This window comes from Pseudoduganella namucuonensis (genome assembly GCF_900116645.1).
GTDB classification, from domain to species: Bacteria; Pseudomonadota; Gammaproteobacteria; order Burkholderiales; family Burkholderiaceae_D; genus Rugamonas; species Rugamonas namucuonensis.
Window position 1 is genome coordinate 56,467 of sequence record NZ_FPBO01000022.1, and the last position, 14,512, is coordinate 70,978.

The 14,512-nt window shown below is 66.0% G+C and carries 19 protein-coding genes; 16 read left to right on the top strand and 3 right to left on the bottom strand.

Features of this window, described 5'->3' with window-relative positions; genetic code table 11:
* The first annotated feature begins 13 nt into the window (after positions 1-13).
* The 16 genes from BM436_RS21480 to tatC all read left to right on the top strand — a co-directional run bounded on the left by BM436_RS21480 (position 14) and on the right by tatC (position 11,391).
* Complete coding sequence (locus BM436_RS21480; RefSeq protein WP_093557584.1) at positions 14-250, top strand: BolA family protein; 237 nt, start codon at positions 14-16, stop codon at positions 248-250.
* 23 nt (positions 251-273) lie between these two features.
* Positions 274-1,524, top strand: a complete 1,251-nt coding sequence (gene murA / locus BM436_RS21485) for a UDP-N-acetylglucosamine 1-carboxyvinyltransferase (RefSeq protein WP_093557585.1) — start codon at positions 274-276, stop codon at positions 1,522-1,524.
* A 28-nt stretch (positions 1,525-1,552) separates the two neighbouring features.
* Positions 1,553-2,233: an ATP phosphoribosyltransferase gene (gene hisG, locus BM436_RS21490; RefSeq protein WP_093557586.1), complete on the top strand. Its 681-nt coding sequence runs from the start codon at positions 1,553-1,555 to the stop codon at positions 2,231-2,233.
* A 4-nt stretch (positions 2,234-2,237) separates the two neighbouring features.
* Positions 2,238-3,560: a histidinol dehydrogenase gene (gene hisD, locus BM436_RS21495; protein ID WP_093557587.1), complete on the top strand. Its 1,323-nt coding sequence runs from the start codon at positions 2,238-2,240 to the stop codon at positions 3,558-3,560.
* 10 nt (positions 3,561-3,570) lie between these two features.
* Positions 3,571-4,518: a DNA-methyltransferase gene (locus tag BM436_RS21500; protein ID WP_093557588.1), complete on the top strand. Its 948-nt coding sequence runs from the start codon at positions 3,571-3,573 to the stop codon at positions 4,516-4,518.
* Between the two features lie 15 nt (positions 4,519-4,533).
* Positions 4,534-5,625, top strand: a complete 1,092-nt coding sequence (gene hisC / locus BM436_RS21505) for a histidinol-phosphate transaminase (RefSeq protein WP_093557589.1) — start codon at positions 4,534-4,536, stop codon at positions 5,623-5,625.
* 21 nt (positions 5,626-5,646) lie between these two features.
* Entirely contained in the window at positions 5,647-6,237 is a 591-nt protein-coding gene (gene hisB / locus BM436_RS21510) for an imidazoleglycerol-phosphate dehydratase HisB (RefSeq protein ID WP_093557590.1), read from the top strand.
* A 58-nt stretch (positions 6,238-6,295) separates the two neighbouring features.
* Positions 6,296-6,934: an imidazole glycerol phosphate synthase subunit HisH gene (gene hisH / locus BM436_RS21515; protein ID WP_093557591.1), complete on the top strand. Its 639-nt coding sequence runs from the start codon at positions 6,296-6,298 to the stop codon at positions 6,932-6,934.
* 31 nt (positions 6,935-6,965) lie between these two features.
* A complete protein-coding gene (gene hisA, locus BM436_RS21520) occupies positions 6,966-7,745 on the top strand; it encodes a 1-(5-phosphoribosyl)-5-[(5-phosphoribosylamino)methylideneamino]imidazole-4-carboxamide isomerase (RefSeq protein ID WP_093557592.1) in 780 nt (259 codons plus the stop codon).
* A gap of 7 nt (positions 7,746-7,752) precedes the next feature.
* Positions 7,753-8,514, top strand: coding sequence for an imidazole glycerol phosphate synthase subunit HisF (hisF, locus tag BM436_RS21525; protein WP_093557593.1), 762 nt, complete (start codon positions 7,753-7,755; stop codon positions 8,512-8,514).
* 19 nt (positions 8,515-8,533) lie between these two features.
* A complete protein-coding gene (gene hisI / locus BM436_RS21530; protein WP_093557654.1) occupies positions 8,534-8,971 on the top strand; it encodes a phosphoribosyl-AMP cyclohydrolase in 438 nt (145 codons plus the stop codon).
* Entirely contained in the window at positions 8,968-9,339 is a 372-nt protein-coding gene (locus tag BM436_RS21535; RefSeq protein ID WP_093557594.1) for a phosphoribosyl-ATP diphosphatase, read from the top strand. The genes hisI and BM436_RS21535 overlap by 4 nt, the downstream gene beginning before the upstream one ends.
* 26 nt (positions 9,340-9,365) lie before the next feature.
* A complete protein-coding gene (locus BM436_RS21540; protein WP_093557595.1) occupies positions 9,366-9,737 on the top strand; it encodes a histidine triad nucleotide-binding protein in 372 nt (123 codons plus the stop codon).
* Positions 9,738-9,837: 100 nt separating this feature from the next.
* Positions 9,838-10,077, top strand: a complete 240-nt coding sequence (gene tatA, locus BM436_RS21545) for a Sec-independent protein translocase subunit TatA (protein ID WP_093557655.1) — start codon at positions 9,838-9,840, stop codon at positions 10,075-10,077.
* Positions 10,078-10,125: 48 nt separating this feature from the next.
* On the top strand, positions 10,126-10,632 hold the full coding sequence (gene tatB / locus BM436_RS21550) for a Sec-independent protein translocase protein TatB (RefSeq protein ID WP_093557596.1): 507 nt from the start codon (positions 10,126-10,128) through the stop codon (positions 10,630-10,632).
* Positions 10,633-11,391, top strand: a complete 759-nt coding sequence (gene tatC, locus BM436_RS21555) for a twin-arginine translocase subunit TatC (protein ID WP_093557597.1) — start codon at positions 10,633-10,635, stop codon at positions 11,389-11,391.
* 62 nt (positions 11,392-11,453) lie between these two features.
* On the opposite strand, the gene BM436_RS21560 is transcribed toward tatC, so the two are convergent.
* The 3 genes from BM436_RS21560 to BM436_RS21570 form a co-directional block, all read right to left on the bottom strand.
* Positions 11,454-13,400, bottom strand: coding sequence for a DUF885 domain-containing protein (locus BM436_RS21560; protein WP_093557598.1), 1,947 nt, complete (start codon positions 13,398-13,400; stop codon positions 11,454-11,456).
* A gap of 142 nt (positions 13,401-13,542) precedes the next feature.
* On the bottom strand, positions 13,543-14,028 hold the full coding sequence (locus BM436_RS21565) for a hypothetical protein (RefSeq protein ID WP_093557599.1): 486 nt from the start codon (positions 14,026-14,028) through the stop codon (positions 13,543-13,545).
* A gap of 74 nt (positions 14,029-14,102) precedes the next feature.
* The gene (locus BM436_RS21570; protein ID WP_093557600.1) at positions 14,103-14,453 is read right to left on the bottom strand and encodes a hypothetical protein; all 351 of its coding nucleotides are present in this window, start codon (positions 14,451-14,453) and stop codon (positions 14,103-14,105) included.
* Positions 14,454-14,512 lie beyond the last annotated feature (59 nt).

Here is a 14,512-nt window from a genome sequence, read left to right on the forward strand (position 1 = left end):
AGAGGAAACCACCATGACCACCACCCCTGAAGCGATCCACGGCTACATCTCCGCCGGCCTCGAATGCACCCACCTGGAAGTGGAGGGCGACGGCCAGCACTTCCAGGCCGTCATCGTCTCGCCGGCCTTCGCCGGCAAGCGCCCGATCCAGCGCCACCAGCTGGTGTACGCGGCGCTGGGCGACCGCATGCGCGAGGAGATCCACGCGCTGTCGATGAAGACGCTGACCCCGGAAGAATACCAAGGCTAACGCTCAACAAGGACCCAAGAACCATGGACAAACTCCTCATCCAGGGCGGCAAGCGCCTGGTCGGCGACGTGACCATCTCCGGCGCCAAGAACGCGGCGCTGCCCATCCTGTGCGCCGGCCTGCTGACCTCGGGCGACGTGGTGCTGGACAACGTGCCGCACCTGCACGACGTCACCACCATGCTGCGCCTGCTGGGCCAGACCGGCCTGAAAGTGGCGCAGGACGGCGACAAGGTCACCCTCAACGGCGCCAACATCACGAAGCTGGAGGCGCCGTACGAGATGGTCAAGACCATGCGCGCCTCGATCCTGGTGCTGGGTCCATTGCTGGCGCGCTTCGGCGAGGCCAAGGTGTCGCTGCCGGGCGGCTGCGCCATCGGTTCGCGTCCGGTGGACCAGCACATCAAGGGCCTGCAGGCGCTGGGCGCCGAGATCACCATCGACGCCGGCTACATCTACGCCAAGTGCAAAAAGCTCAAGGGCGCCCGCATCGTCACCGACATGATCACCGTGACCGGCACCGAGAACCTCTTGATGGCGGCGACGCTGGCCGAGGGCGAGACCATCCTGGAAAACGCCGCGCGCGAGCCGGAAGTGACCGACCTGGCGCACCTGCTGGTGGCCATGGGCGCCAAGATCGAGGGCATCGGCACCGACCGCCTGGTGATCCAGGGCGTGCCCGAGCTGCACGGCGCCTCGCACGCGGTGATCTCCGACCGCATCGAGGCGGCCACCTTCCTGTGCGCCGTGGCGGCCACCGGCGGCGATATCACCATCCGCAACACCCGCACCGACATCCTCGACGCGGCGCTCGACAAGCTGCGCGAGATCGGCCTGCGCATGACCGTCGGCCCGGACTGGATCCGCGCCGAGATGGACGGCCGGCCGCGGCCCGTCACCTTCCGCACCACCGAATACCCCGGCTTCCCGACCGATATGCAGGCCCAGTTCATGGCGGTGAACACCATCGCCAACGGCGCCAGCCGCGTGACCGAAACCATCTTCGAAAACCGCTTCATGCACGTCCAGGAGATGAACCGCCTGGGCGCCGCGATTGAAACCGACGGCAACACCGCCTTTATCAAGGGCGTGGACCAGCTGGTGGGCGCGCCCGTGATGGCGACCGACCTGCGCGCCTCGGCTTCGCTGGTGATCGCGGGTCTGGCCGCCAAGGGCGAAACGCTGATCGACCGCATCTACCACCTCGACCGCGGCTACGACCGCATGGAAGTGAAGCTGCAGGCGATCGGCGCCAACATCAGCCGCATCAAGTAAGCCGAATCTAGTAAAGAACGAGACCTATATGAGTGGATTTAACAGCGACGCCAACAACCAGCTGATCCTCGCGCTGTCGAAGGGCCGCATTTTCGAAGACACCCTGCCGCTGCTGGAAGCGGCCGGCATCACCGTCACCGAGAACCCGGAAACCTCGCGCAAGCTGATCCTGGCCACCAACGACCCCAATGTGCGCGTGCTGATCGTGCGCGCCACCGACGTGCCGACCTATGTGCAGCACGGCGCGGCGGACTTCGGCGTGGCCGGCAAGGACGTGCTGATCGAGCATGGCGGCGAGGGCCTGTACCAGCCGGTGGACCTGCAGATCGCGCAGTGCCGCATGTCGGTCGCCGTCAAATCCGGCTTCGACTACGAGGCGGCGGTGCGCCAGGGCGCGCGCCTGCGCGTGGCCACCAAGTTCACCCAGACCGCGCGCGAGCACTTCGCCGCCAAGGGCGTGCACGTGGACCTGATCAAGCTGTATGGCTCGATGGAGCTGGCGCCGCTGGTCGGCCTGTCGGACGCCATCGTCGACCTGGTCTCCACCGGCAGCACGCTGCGCGCCAACAACCTGGTGGAAGTGGAGGAGATCATGGACATCTCCTCGCGCCTGGTGGTCAACCAGGCCGCGCTCAAGCTCAAGCGCGCCCGTTTGCAACCGATCATCGAAGCCTTCGAGCGCGCTTCGAAGGCCCGCAAGCAAGGCTGACGACATGACACTCCAGATACGCAAACTCGATTCCTCCGCCGCCGGTTTCAAGCAGACGCTGGACGCGCTGCTGGCCTTCGAGGAGTCCACCGACGACGCCATCGAAGGCGCCGTCGCCAAGATCCTGGCCGACGTGAAAAAGCGCGGCAACGCCGCCGTGCTGGAATACACCAACCGTTTCGACCGCCTGCCGAACGGCGGCGCCGCCTCGGTGGACGTGCTGGACCTGCCGGTCGCCGAACTGCGGGCCGCGCTGGACGCGCTGCCGCAGGCGCAGCGCGCCGCCCTGGAAGTGGCGGCCGAACGCATCCGCGTGTTCCACGAGCGCCAGAAGCGGGAACTGCAGGGCTTCAGCTACACCGAGGCCGATGGCACGGTGCTGGGCCAGCGCATCACGCCGCTGGACCGCGTGGGCATCTATGTCCCGGGCGGCAAGGCGGCGTACCCGTCGTCGGTGCTGATGAACGCCATTCCCGCGCAGGTCGCGGGCGTGGGCGAAATCGTCATGGTGGTGCCGACGCCGGACGGCGTGAAGAACCAGATGGTGCTGGCCGCCGCGGCCCTCGCGGGCGTGACGCGCGTGATCACCATCGGCGGCGCGCAGGCGGTCGGCGCGCTGGCCTACGGCACCGAGACCATCGCCGCCGTCGACAAGATCGTCGGCCCCGGCAACGCCTATGTGGCCTCGGCCAAGCGGCGCGTGTTCGGCACCGTCGGCATCGACATGATCGCGGGACCGTCCGAGATCCTGATCGTGTGCGACGGCACCACGGACCCGGACTGGGTCGCCATGGACCTGTTCTCGCAGGCCGAGCACGACGAGCTGGCGCAGGCCATCATGCTGTGCCCGGACGCCGATTACATCGCCAGGGTGGAGGAGAGCATCAACAGGTTGCTGCCGACCATGCCGCGCCAGGACGTGATCCGCACCTCGCTGACCGACCGCGGCGCGCTGGTGAAGGTGCGCGACATGGCCGAGGCCTGCGCCATCGCCAACAGCATCGCCGCCGAGCACCTGGAGATCTCCGCCGCCGAACCGCAGCAGTGGGCCGACCAGATCCGCCACGCGGGCGCCATGTTCCTGGGGCGCTTCTCGTCCGAGTCGCTGGGCGACTATTGCTGCGGCCCGAACCACGTGCTGCCGACCTCGCGCACCGCGCGCTTCTCGTCGCCGCTGGGCGTGTACGACTTCCAGAAGCGCTCGTCCATCCTGTTCGTCAGCGAGGCCGGCGCGCAGACGCTGGGCAAGGTCGCCGCCGAACTGGCCTACGGCGAGGGCCTGCAGGCGCACGCCCGCAGCGCCGAACTGCGGATCAAGGCGAAGTGAGCCCCGACGCATGAGCGACTGGCAAAACCAGGTCTATTGCGAGGATGCGCTGGCCGGACTGGCGCGCATCCCGGACGGTTCCGTCGATCTGATCCTCACCGATCCGCCCTATAACCTGGGCAAGGATTACGGCAACACGTCCGACCAGCAGACGGTGGAGGAGTACCTGCGCTGGACCGAGCAGTGGATAGACGCGGCGCTGCCCAAGCTCAAGCCGAACGGCAGCCTGTACATCTTCCTGACCTGGCGCTTTTCGCCGGAAATCTTCGTCATGCTGAAAAAGCGCATGACGATGATGAATGAAATCATCTGGGACCGCCGCGTGCCGTCCATGGGCGGCAGCGTGCGCAGCTACTCGTCGGTGCACGACACGGTCGGCTTCTTCGTCGGCCGCAAGGATTACTATTTCGACCTGGACGCGGTCCGCATCCCCTACGACGCGGAGACCAAGAAGGCCCGTTCGCGCTCCATCTTCATCGGCGCGAAATGGTTGGAGGTGGGCTACAACCCCAAGGACGTGTGGAGCGTGTCGCGCCTGCACCGCGAGCACTCGGAGCGGGTCGACCACCCGACCCAGAAGCCGCTGGAGATCATCGAGCGCATGGTCAAGGCCTCGTGCCCGCCGGACGGCGTGGTGCTGGACCTGTTCATGGGCAGCGGCACCACCGCGCTGGCCGCGCGCCGCTGCGGGCGCCGCTTCGTCGGCTTCGAGCTGAACCCGGACTATTGCGCCGTCATCGCCGAGCGCCTGGCCGCGCTGGACGTGGCGCTGGAGGCGGAGCGCGTGATCGCCGCCGAGGCGGGCAAGCCGCCCGCCAAAAAAACCGCCGTCCCCAAGCCCGCCGCCAAAAAGCCCGCCGCCGGGAAAGCGGCGGCCAAGCCGTCGGCCGCCAAACCCGCCAAACCCAAACGAAGCCGGTCGCCCAAAAAGGCGCCCCCCGAAGAAGTCACTATTTAGAAGGAGTGCAGCAAGATGTCCATCGACAGTCTCATCCGCAACACCATCCGTTCCGACGTACTGGCCACGCCCGGCTACCACGTCGCCGATGCGAGCGGTTTCATCAAACTGGACGCGATGGAAAATCCCTACCCGCTGCCCGACCATCTGGCCACCGACCTGGCCAACCGTCTGGCCAACGTGGCGCTGAACCGTTACCCGGTCGCGTCCTACGCCAGCCTCAAGGCGCGCATTTGCCAACAGCTTGGCGTGCCCGAAGGCTACGATGTTTTACTGGGTAATGGCTCCGACGAGCTGATTTCCATCCTCGACATGGCTTGCGCCCACCAGGACCGCCGCGCGGTCGTGCTGTCGCCCGTGCCGACCTTCGTCATGTACGCCCGTTCCGCCAAGTTCGCGGGCATGGACTTCGTCGGCGTGCCGGTGAGGGACGACCTGACGCTGGACAAGGACGCCATGCTGGCCGCCATCGCCGAGCACAAGCCGGCGCTGGTCTACCTGTCCTACCCGAACAACCCGACCGGCAACCTGTTCGACGAGGACGACATGGTCGAGATCATCCGCGCGCTGGGCGACACCGGCATCGCCGTGGTCGACGAGGCCTACGAGCCGTTCGCGCAGAAGAGCTTCATGCACCGCTTGCCGGAGTTCGACAACCTGGTCGTCATGCGCACCGTGTCCAAGCTGGGCCTGGCCGGCATCCGCCTGGGCTATATGTCGGCCGCGCCGCAATTGCTGGAGCAGTTCGACAAGGTGCGCCCGCCCTACAACGTCAACGTGCTGACCCAGGTGGCCGCCGAATTCGCGCTCGACCACATCGCCGTGCTGAACGAACAAGCCGCCGTGCTGCGCGAACAGCGCGCCCTGCTGAGCGCCGCGCTGGCCGCGATTCCCGGCGTGCACGTGTTCCCGTCGGCCGGCAATTTCATCCTCGCCCGGGTGCCGGACGCGGAGGCCGCTACCGCCTATCTGCTATCCCATAAGGTGTTAATCAAAAATGTGGGTAAAATGCACAGTGTGCTGTCCAATTGCCTGCGTATCACGGTCAGCACCCCGGAAGAGAACGCCGCTTTCCTCGACGCCTTCAAGGCGTCGCAGGCAGCCTAAGACCACCGCTAGAGTTTTTCCATGAACCGCACCGCAGAAATCACCCGCAACACCAACGAGACCCAGGTCCGCGTCGCCATCAACCTGGACGGCACCGGCGCGCAGAAGCTGAACACCGGCGTGCCCTTCCTGGACCACATGCTGGACCAGATCGCCCGCCACGGCCTGATCGACCTGGACATCGAAGCCACCGGCGACGTGCACATCGACAACCACCACACCGTGGAGGACGTCGGCATCACGCTGGGCATGGCCTTCGCCAAGGCCGTCGGCGACAAGAAGGGCATCCGCCGCTACGGCCACGCCTATGTGCCGCTGGACGAGGCGCTGTCGCGCGTGGTGATCGACTTTTCCGGCCGTCCCGGCATCGAATACCACATCCCGTTCACCCGCGCCATGATCGCCGGCTTCGACGTCGACCTGACGCTGGAGTTCTTCCGCGGCTTCGTCAACCACGCGCAAGTGACTTTGCATATCGACAACCTGCGCGGCACCAACGCCCACCACCAGTGCGAAACCGTGTTCAAGGCCTTCGGCCGCGCGCTGCGCATGGCCACGGAACTGGACGAGCGCGCCGCCGGCATCATCCCGTCGACCAAAGGTAGCTTGTAATCAACATTCGGCGCCCATGCCCTTGCGCGGGCGCCGTTGTCTCTGCTTGAATGGCACTATGAAGAAAATTGTTGTAGTTGATTACGGCGTGGGCAATCTGCGCTCGGTGGCGCAAGCCCTGCGCGCGGTCGCGCCCGAGGCCGACGTGCGCATTTCCGGCGTGGCAGGCGACATCGCCGACGCCGAGCGCATCGTGCTGCCGGGCCAGGGCGCGATGGCCGACTGCATGCGCGGCCTGCGCGAGTCCGGCCTGATGGACGCCGTGCTGCGCGCGTCCGAGTCCAAGCCCATGCTGGGCGTGTGCATCGGCGAACAGATGCTGTTCGACTCGTCCGAGGAGAACGACGCCGAGGGCCTGGGCTTGTTGCCCGGCAAAGTCGTGCGTTTCCAGCTCGACGGCAAGCTGCAGGAGGACGGTTCGCGCTTCAAGGTGCCGCAAATGGGCTGGAACCAAGTGCGCCAAAGCCGGTCCCATCCCCTGTGGGCGGACATCCCGGACAACGCGTATTTCTATTTCGTGCATAGTTACTACGCGCGGCCGGCCAACGCCGAACACGCGGTCGGGGAAACCGTCTACGGCGACCCGTTCTGCTGCGCGGTGGCGCGCGACAACATCTTCGCCACGCAATTCCACCCGGAGAAAAGCGCCGGCGCGGGCTTGCAGCTGTACAAGAATTTCGTTCACTGGCAACCATAAAACACCCTCTCGACAACCCCACACACTCACTATGCTGCTCATTCCTGCCATCGACCTCAAAGACGGTCACTGCGTACGCCTGAAACAAGGCGATATGGAACTCGCCACTGTATTTTCCGACAACCCGGCCGACATGGCGCTGCATTGGCTGAAGCAGGGCGCGCGCCGCCTGCACCTGGTCGACCTGAACGGCGCCTTCGCCGGCAAGCCGAAGAACGAGGGCGCGATCAAGGCCATCCTGAAGGTGGTGCAGGAGTTCGCCGAGGAGAACGACATCGACGAGATCCCCGTCCAGCTGGGCGGCGGCATCCGCGACCTCGACACCATCGAGCGCTACCTTGACGCCGGCATCAGCTACGTCATCATCGGCACCGCCGCCGTGAAGAGCCCCGGCTTCCTGCACGACGCCTGCGGCGCCTTCCCGGGCCACATCATCGTCGGCCTGGACGCCAAGGACGGCAAGGTCGCCACCGACGGCTGGAGCAAGATGTCCGGCCACGAGGTGATCGACCTGGCGCAGAAGTTCGAGGCCTACGGCGTCGAATCCATCATCTACACCGACATCGGCCGCGACGGCATGATGGGCGGCGTCAACATCGAGGCCACCGTGCGCCTGGCGCAGGCGGTGAAGATCCCCGTGATCGCCTCCGGCGGCCTGCACAACCTGTCCGACGTGGAGGCGCTGTGCGCGGTGCAGGACGAGGGCATCGAAGGCGTCATTTGCGGCCGCTCGATCTACGAGGGCACGCTGGACCTGAATTCGGCGCAACTGCGCGCCGACGAACTGACGGAAGGCAGTCTGGAAGACTGATCCCACCATGCTTGCAAAACGCATCATCCCCTGCCTGGACGTGACCAATGGCCGCGTCGTCAAAGGCGTCAACTTCACCGAGCTGCGCGACGCCGGCGACCCGGTCGAGATCGCGCGCCGCTACGACGAGCAAGGCGCCGACGAGCTGACCTTCCTCGACATCACGGCGTCCTCCGACAACCGCGGCCTGATCCTGGACATCATCGAGGCGGTCGCCTCGCAGGTGTTCATCCCGCTGACCGTGGGCGGCGGCGTGCGCCGGGTCGAGGACGTGCGCCGCCTGCTGAACGCCGGCGCGGACAAGGTCAGCATGAACACCTCGGCGGTGACCAACCCGCAACTGGTGTTCGACGCCTCGCAAAAGCACGGTTCGCAGTGCATCGTGGTGGCGATCGACGCCAAGCAGGTCGAACCCGGCCGCTGGGAGGTGTTCACGCACGGCGGCCGCAACGCCACGGGCCTGGACGCCGTCGAATGGGCCAGGAAAATGGAATCGCTGGGCGCGGGCGAACTGCTGTTGACCAGCATGGACCGCGACGGCACCAAGTCCGGCTTCGACCTGGGCTTGACCCGCGCCGTCTCGGACGCGGTCGGCATCCCGGTGATCGCCTCGGGCGGCGTCGGCGGCCTGCAGGACCTCGCGGACGGCGTCAAGCTGGGCCGCGCGGACGCGGTGCTGGCGGCCAGCATCTTCCACTACGGCCAGCACACCGTGCAGGAAGCCAAGCGCTTCATGGCGCAGCAGGGCATTCCCATGCGCCTGCTCTGACAGAAGGAAGGACATCATGATGCCGAACCCGGTGGCCAGCGTGGCCAAGGCCAAGTGGCTCAACAAGATCAAGTGGGACGAACACGGCCTGGTGCCGGTGATCGCGCAGGAGGCGGGCAGCAACCACGTGCTGATGTTCGCCTGGATGAACCGCGACGCCCTGTACAAGACGGTGGAGCTGGGCGAGGCCGTGTACTGGAGCCGCTCGCGCAAGAAGCTGTGGCACAAGGGCGAGGAGTCCGGCCACACGCAAAAGGTGCTGGAGATCCGCCTCGACTGCGACGAGGACGTGGTGCTACTGACGATCGAGCAGGCCGGCGGCATCGCCTGCCACACCGGCCGCCACTCGTGCTTCTTCAACAAGTTCGACGGCGACGCCAAAGAGGGCGACTGGCAGGCCAGCGAGCCCGTGCTGAAGGACCCGTCCACGATTTATACGGAAGCGAAGAACAAATGAGCACCATCCTGGACCGGCTCGCCGACATCATCGAATCGCGCAAGCCCGCCAACGGCGGCGACCCCGCCACCTCCTATGTGGCGCGGCTGTTCGCCAAGGGCGACGACGCCATCCTGAAAAAGGTCGGCGAGGAGGCCACCGAGGCGGTGATGGCGGCCAAGGACGCCCGCCACGGCGGCGACAGCAGCAAAGTGCTGTACGAATGCGCCGACTTGTGGTTCCATTCACTGGTGATGCTGGCGCAATTCGATTTGACCCCGCAACAAGTACTGGATGAACTGGCGCGGCGCGAGGGCATGTCCGGCATCGAGGAAAAAGCGGCGCGCAAGGACGAACCGGCCGGCGCCGCGCTGCCCGCTGATAAATAGCGACCAAGAACTGATAGGAAACCGTAGTGGATAACTGCCTGTTTTGCAAAATCGCCAAGAAGCAAATCCCCTCGACCATCGTCTATGAAGACGAGGAACTGCTGGCCTTCAAGGACATCCACCCGCACGCGCCCGTGCACCTGCTGGTGATCCCGAAAACCCACATCTCCACGCTGTCGGACTGCACCGCCGGCCAGGCCCCGCTGCTGGGCAAGATGCTGGCGCTGGCGCCCCGCCTGGCGGAGGAGCACGGCTGCGCGGTCGGCCAGGACGAGGACGGCGCGCCCACCGGCGGCTACAAGACCCTGATCAACAGCGGTCCGGACGGCGGCCAGGAGATCTACCACCTGCACCTGCACGTGATCGGCGGCCCCCATCCATGGCGGGTGCAGCGGTAATTTCTTCACTACAACATGACAAGCACATGACGGGCGCGCATCGCGTATACTGTCTTGATTAACCGTATTTTGGACGCGCGCGTCCGCCAAGGGGAAAATGATGGGTTCTTTTAGCGTCTGGCATTGGGTGGTGGTACTGGTCATCGTGATCCTGGTTTTCGGCACCAAGAAACTGGGCAACATCGGTTCGGACGTCGGCAAGGCCGTGAAGGGCTTCAAGGATGGCGTGAAGGGCGACGACAGCGCCGCCGCGCCGACCGCCGCGCCCGGCGCTCCGACGCAGCAGGTGGCCGACAAGAGCACCATCGACGTCGAAGCCAAAGAGAAGAGCAAGTTCTAAGGTGCGGGCTTTTCGCCTGGCCCCGCTGGCCATGTCGGCTGACACGCCATGATCGATCTCGGTCTCTCCAAACTTGCCATCATCGGCGTGGTCGCGCTGGTGGTGATCGGCCCCGAAAAGCTGCCCAAGGTGGCGCGCATGGCCGGGACCCTGTACGGCCGCGCCCAGCGCTACCTGCATGAGGTGAAGTCCGAGGTCAGCCGCGAAATCGAGCTGGAGGAACTGCGCAACCTGCACAAGGAGGTGAAGGAGACGGCGGAGTCGGTCAAGAACGACGTCGAAAACTCCCTCACCAAGAACATGCAGGACGTGGAGGACGCCTGGCGCGGCGGCGACGACGGCTCGCACGACGCCTACGCGCACGCCCAGGCGCCGGCCAGCACCGAGCACCTGGCGCGCAAGGCCAAGGAGTTCCGCCGCAAGCGGCTGCTGCGCACCTCGTCCGTGCCGGCCTGGTACAAGCAGCGCAACGGCACCCGCATGCACGTCACATCCGGCGCGGCGCGCGTCGCCCGCCACCGTCCCGGCGGCAAAACTCCAGCATCGTTTTATTAAATGAGTGAACAAACCCCGGTTGAAGAAACCTTTATCTCGCACCTGATCGAACTGCGCAACCGGCTGGTCAAGGCGTCGATCGGGATCGTCGTCATGTGCGGGCTGCTGATGGCGTGGCCGGGCCCGTCCCGGATCTACGACATCATCGCCCAGCCGATGATCAATTCGCTGCCGGTCGGCTCGAAGATGATCGCCACCGGCGTCATCTCGCCCTTCCTGGTGCCGATGAAGGTGACCCTGATGATCGCCTTCATCCTGGCGCTGCCGTGGGTGCTGTACCAGGCCTGGGCCTTCATCGCGCCCGGCCTGTACACGCACGAGAAGCGCCTGGTGGCGCCGCTGGTGATCTCGTCCTCGCTGCTGTTCGCCGCCGGCGTGGCGTTCTGCTACTTCTTCGTGTTCGGGCGCGTGTTCAGCTTCATCAGCGAATTCTCGCCGCAGTCCATCGCCGTCACGCCGGACATCGAGAACTACCTCGACTTCGTCATGTCCATGTGTCTGGCCTTCGGCTGCACCTTCGAGGTGCCGGTGGTGGTGGTGGTGCTGGTGCGCATGGGCATCGTCTCGGTGGCCAAGCTGAAGGACGTGCGGCCCTACGTGGTGGTGGGCGCCTTCGTGATCGCCGCCATCGTCACGCCGCCGGACGTGGTCAGCCAGTTCTCGCTGGCGATCCCGATGTGGATCCTGTTCGAACTGGGCCTGTTGATCGCGCCCGTCTTCGTCAAGGCGACGCAGGCGCCGCCGGAAGAAACGGTCTAACAAAGAAAAAAGGGGTCAGGTTCGGTATTAAAAAAATACCGAACCTGACCCCTTTTTTCTTTTTATTGCATCAACTCCCGTATCACCCGCACCGGCGCGCTGCCGTAGCCGAGGAACTTCTCGTGGAAGTCCTTCAGCACGAATTTGCCGCCCAGCGCCTGCTTGCGCTCCTCGCGCAGCTCCATGATCTCGCTGTAGCCGCTGAAGTAGCTGGCCAACTGCACCGACGTCAGCTGCGCGCGGCGCCATTTCTCGGCCGCCTCGCGCTGGGTCTGGAAGGCCTGCCGCGTCAGCAGGTCCATCGCCTCGGCCTGCTGCATGCCCAGCACGTGCACGCTGTAGTCGAGGATGGTGTTGGTCACGCTGCGCAGACTCCACTTCGAATACATCAGCCACATCTCGGGCGCGTTGTCGCCGTAGCCCGATTCCAGCATCATGCGCTCGCCGTACACCGCCCAGCCCTCCACCATCGCGCCGTTGCCGAAGATGGACTTGACGATCGACGGCGACTTGTTGGAGTACACCAGCTGCGCGTAGTGGCCCGGGATCGCCTCGTGGATGTTCAGGATCTGCAATATCCAGTGGTTGTACTCGCGCAGGCTGCTCTCGGCCTGTTCCGGCGTCTCGCCGTCCAGCGGCGTCACGTTGTAATACGTGCGGTCCTGCGCGCGGTAGGGGCCGGGCGCCTCGATGCTGGCGCCGGCCACGCCGCGCTGGTAGGCCGGCGTCTCACGCACCTCCAGCGGCTTGTTCGGGTCCAGCGTCAGCAGGTCGTGCTTGACCACCCAGTCCTGCAGCACGGGAATCTGGCGGCGGATCTCGGGGAAGAAGTCCTCGCGCTTGACGTGGTTGGCCGACAGCAGGTCGATCATCATGCCGATCTTGGCGGTGCGGTCGGCCGGCTTGGCCTTGTCGTACAGGTATTTGGGCCACAGCTCGTCGGTCAGCCGCTCCATATTGGCCAGCAGCTGCTCGCGCGCCGCCAGCGCCTTCTGGTAGGTCTGCTCGCCGGTGCCGCCGGCCTGGATGTCGAAGGCGAATTTCGCCTCGTACAGCTCCTTGCCGATGCGGAAGGAGCGCCCGCCGCCCGTCATTGCCATGGCCTTGTCCTGCTCCGTCAGCCAGGCGGCGTAGCCCTCCACGGCGGCCCTGGCCTGGCCGATGCGCTGCGCGAACAGCTGTTTCTCGATCGTCGTGAGAATGGAGGCCTGCGCCGCCTTGTCCAGGTCCGCCAGCACGGCCAGCACGCCGGGCGCCTGGGCGATGGCCAGCTGCGTGTGCTCGCGGGTGGGGTTGTTGATGGTGGCGCGCGCCGCCTCGTAATAGGCCGGCACGCCGGCGATGCGCTTGAGCAGGGTGCGCAGGCGCTGCGGCTTGGCCGCGTATTCGGTGTTGAGCACGAAGTCGATCGGGCTGGCGATGTTGTACAGCGCCGGGTTCCACTCGTATTCGCGGAAAGTGCCCAGATACCAGCGGTCCGAATTGAGCTTGTTGACCAGCAGCGCCAGGTCGGTGCGCTGCTTGGGCGACAGTTGGCGCGCGTCGATCTTGCCGAAGCGGCCCAGCCAGTCGTCGATGAAGGCCAGCTGGCGGGCGCGGGTCGCCGCGTCGGGTATGGTGAGCGTGGCGGCGGTCTCGTACTTGCCCACCGCGATGGCGGTTTCGGGGTCGACGCGCCACAGCGCGCCCAGGAACTGGGTGGACAGCGCGTCCATGGCGCGGTCCTGGCGACGCTCGGAGGGCGCCTGGGCGATGACGGGGCCGGCCGACGTGGCGGCGGCGGCCGTCCCGGCGGCGGCCGCGGCGGCGCCCTTGCCGGTGTTTTTCTTGCCGTCACCGCCCTTGGCTGGCTTGGCGGCCTTGCCGGATTTGGCCGTCGATTTGGCCGGCGATTTGGACGGGGATTTGCTGGACTTGCTGGATTTGGCCTTCTCGGCCGGCTTGGCGGCGGCCGGCGACAGTGCGAAGCAGGCCAGGATTGCGGCGAGCGCAATATTGGTTTTGATCATGGAATTCAGCCTTGTGAGTAATCCGTGCGCCTGACCTCATAGGCGGGCGCCACAGGGTGCAGCGTGCGAGATTATCACTATTCAGTCCGCTTGCGCAGCCTGTTACACCCGGCAACGGGCCGCGCCGGGCGGCGCCGCGGGCTCAGTTGATGACGTTGTCGCGGATCAGCTTCTGGTGGTGGGCGTTCAGCCTGGCCACGGCGTCCTTGCCGTTCGCCATGCGCGTCAGCAGGATTTCGCTGGCCTTGGTGTAGCGGTGGCCGATGCGGATCGAATACGAGCGGAACAGCCAGCTCCAGAACGACTGCACGAAGCTGGCCTCGTCCATGTCGCGCCATTTCACGCCCTGCACGCCCCTGGTCCAGGGCAGGATGCCGGAATACAGCCAGACGCCGACGTCGTCGTAGTACAGCTGCACGCTGCGGATGGACAGCACGCGGTAGCCCACCAGCACGGCGGACACCGCCATCACGGCGCCGGCGGCCAGCTCCGAGTGGCGGAACGACAGCGGCAGCGCGAAGCCGAACAGCAGCACCGCCATCAGCAGCACGTTCAGGTAGGCTGTCCAGGATTTCACGCACAGCAGGGTGCCGTGGCCGGCGGGGCGGGAGGCGTTGTCTTCTTCCATGTGCTCTTTCCGGAATGGCAAAAGCGGAATGATTACATGGATCGGCCCGTTTTTGGGGCTTTTTCAGCCACGGTTCAGGGCGGCGCGCGCCGGCTGTCCGGCCGGTCGCCGCGCGCCAGCCGCACCAGCACCTGCTCGGCCACGGCGCGCTGCCCCTCGTCCTGCACCGTCACGATCAGCAGGCAGGTGTCGCGCGGCGCCGGGCCGCGCGGTTCGGACTGGCTGGACTGCCGGTTGGGCGCGTCCCGGCGCGGCGCGGGCTTTTGCGCCGCATCGGCCACGAAGTCGCCCCGCGGCGGGCCGCCGTCGTCCTCCTGGGGGCGCATCTGCAGCGCCGACTCTGGCAGCCCGGCGGCGATCAGCGCGCTGCGGGCTTGCTGGGCGACATCGAAACTGTCGAAAACACGTAACAAGGTATCGGCCATGATGGTCTCCTTCCAGGGTCATCATAGTCCCGGCGCGGCGGAACCCGCGCCAGCTTGCC

What these genes read in the sequence shown, in the direction of transcription:
- BM436_RS21480 (WP_093557584.1), top strand. Translation starts at nt 14, where the DNA reads ATGACCACCACCCCTGAAGCGATCCACGGCTACATCTCCGCCGGCCTC.
- murA (WP_093557585.1), top strand. Translation starts at nt 274, where the DNA reads ATGGACAAACTCCTCATCCAGGGCGGCAAGCGCCTGGTCGGCGACGTG.
- hisG (WP_093557586.1), top strand. Translation starts at nt 1,553, where the DNA reads ATGAGTGGATTTAACAGCGACGCCAACAACCAGCTGATCCTCGCGCTG.
- hisD (WP_093557587.1), top strand. Translation starts at nt 2,238, where the DNA reads ATGACACTCCAGATACGCAAACTCGATTCCTCCGCCGCCGGTTTCAAG.
- BM436_RS21500 (WP_093557588.1), top strand. Translation starts at nt 3,571, where the DNA reads ATGAGCGACTGGCAAAACCAGGTCTATTGCGAGGATGCGCTGGCCGGA.
- hisC (WP_093557589.1), top strand. Translation starts at nt 4,534, where the DNA reads ATGTCCATCGACAGTCTCATCCGCAACACCATCCGTTCCGACGTACTG.
- hisB (WP_093557590.1), top strand. Translation starts at nt 5,647, where the DNA reads ATGAACCGCACCGCAGAAATCACCCGCAACACCAACGAGACCCAGGTC.
- hisH (WP_093557591.1), top strand. Translation starts at nt 6,296, where the DNA reads ATGAAGAAAATTGTTGTAGTTGATTACGGCGTGGGCAATCTGCGCTCG.
- hisA (WP_093557592.1), top strand. Translation starts at nt 6,966, where the DNA reads ATGCTGCTCATTCCTGCCATCGACCTCAAAGACGGTCACTGCGTACGC.
- hisF (WP_093557593.1), top strand. Translation starts at nt 7,753, where the DNA reads ATGCTTGCAAAACGCATCATCCCCTGCCTGGACGTGACCAATGGCCGC.
- hisI (WP_093557654.1), top strand. Translation starts at nt 8,534, where the DNA reads ATGCCGAACCCGGTGGCCAGCGTGGCCAAGGCCAAGTGGCTCAACAAG.
- BM436_RS21535 (WP_093557594.1), top strand. Translation starts at nt 8,968, where the DNA reads ATGAGCACCATCCTGGACCGGCTCGCCGACATCATCGAATCGCGCAAG.
- tatA (WP_093557655.1), top strand. Translation starts at nt 9,838, where the DNA reads ATGGGTTCTTTTAGCGTCTGGCATTGGGTGGTGGTACTGGTCATCGTG.
- tatB (WP_093557596.1), top strand. Translation starts at nt 10,126, where the DNA reads ATGATCGATCTCGGTCTCTCCAAACTTGCCATCATCGGCGTGGTCGCG.
- tatC (WP_093557597.1), top strand. Translation starts at nt 10,633, where the DNA reads ATGAGTGAACAAACCCCGGTTGAAGAAACCTTTATCTCGCACCTGATC.
- BM436_RS21560 (WP_093557598.1), bottom strand. Translation starts at nt 13,400, where the DNA reads ATGATCAAAACCAATATTGCGCTCGCCGCAATCCTGGCCTGCTTCGCA.
- BM436_RS21565 (WP_093557599.1), bottom strand. Translation starts at nt 14,028, where the DNA reads ATGGAAGAAGACAACGCCTCCCGCCCCGCCGGCCACGGCACCCTGCTG.
- BM436_RS21570 (WP_093557600.1), bottom strand. Translation starts at nt 14,453, where the DNA reads ATGGCCGATACCTTGTTACGTGTTTTCGACAGTTTCGATGTCGCCCAG.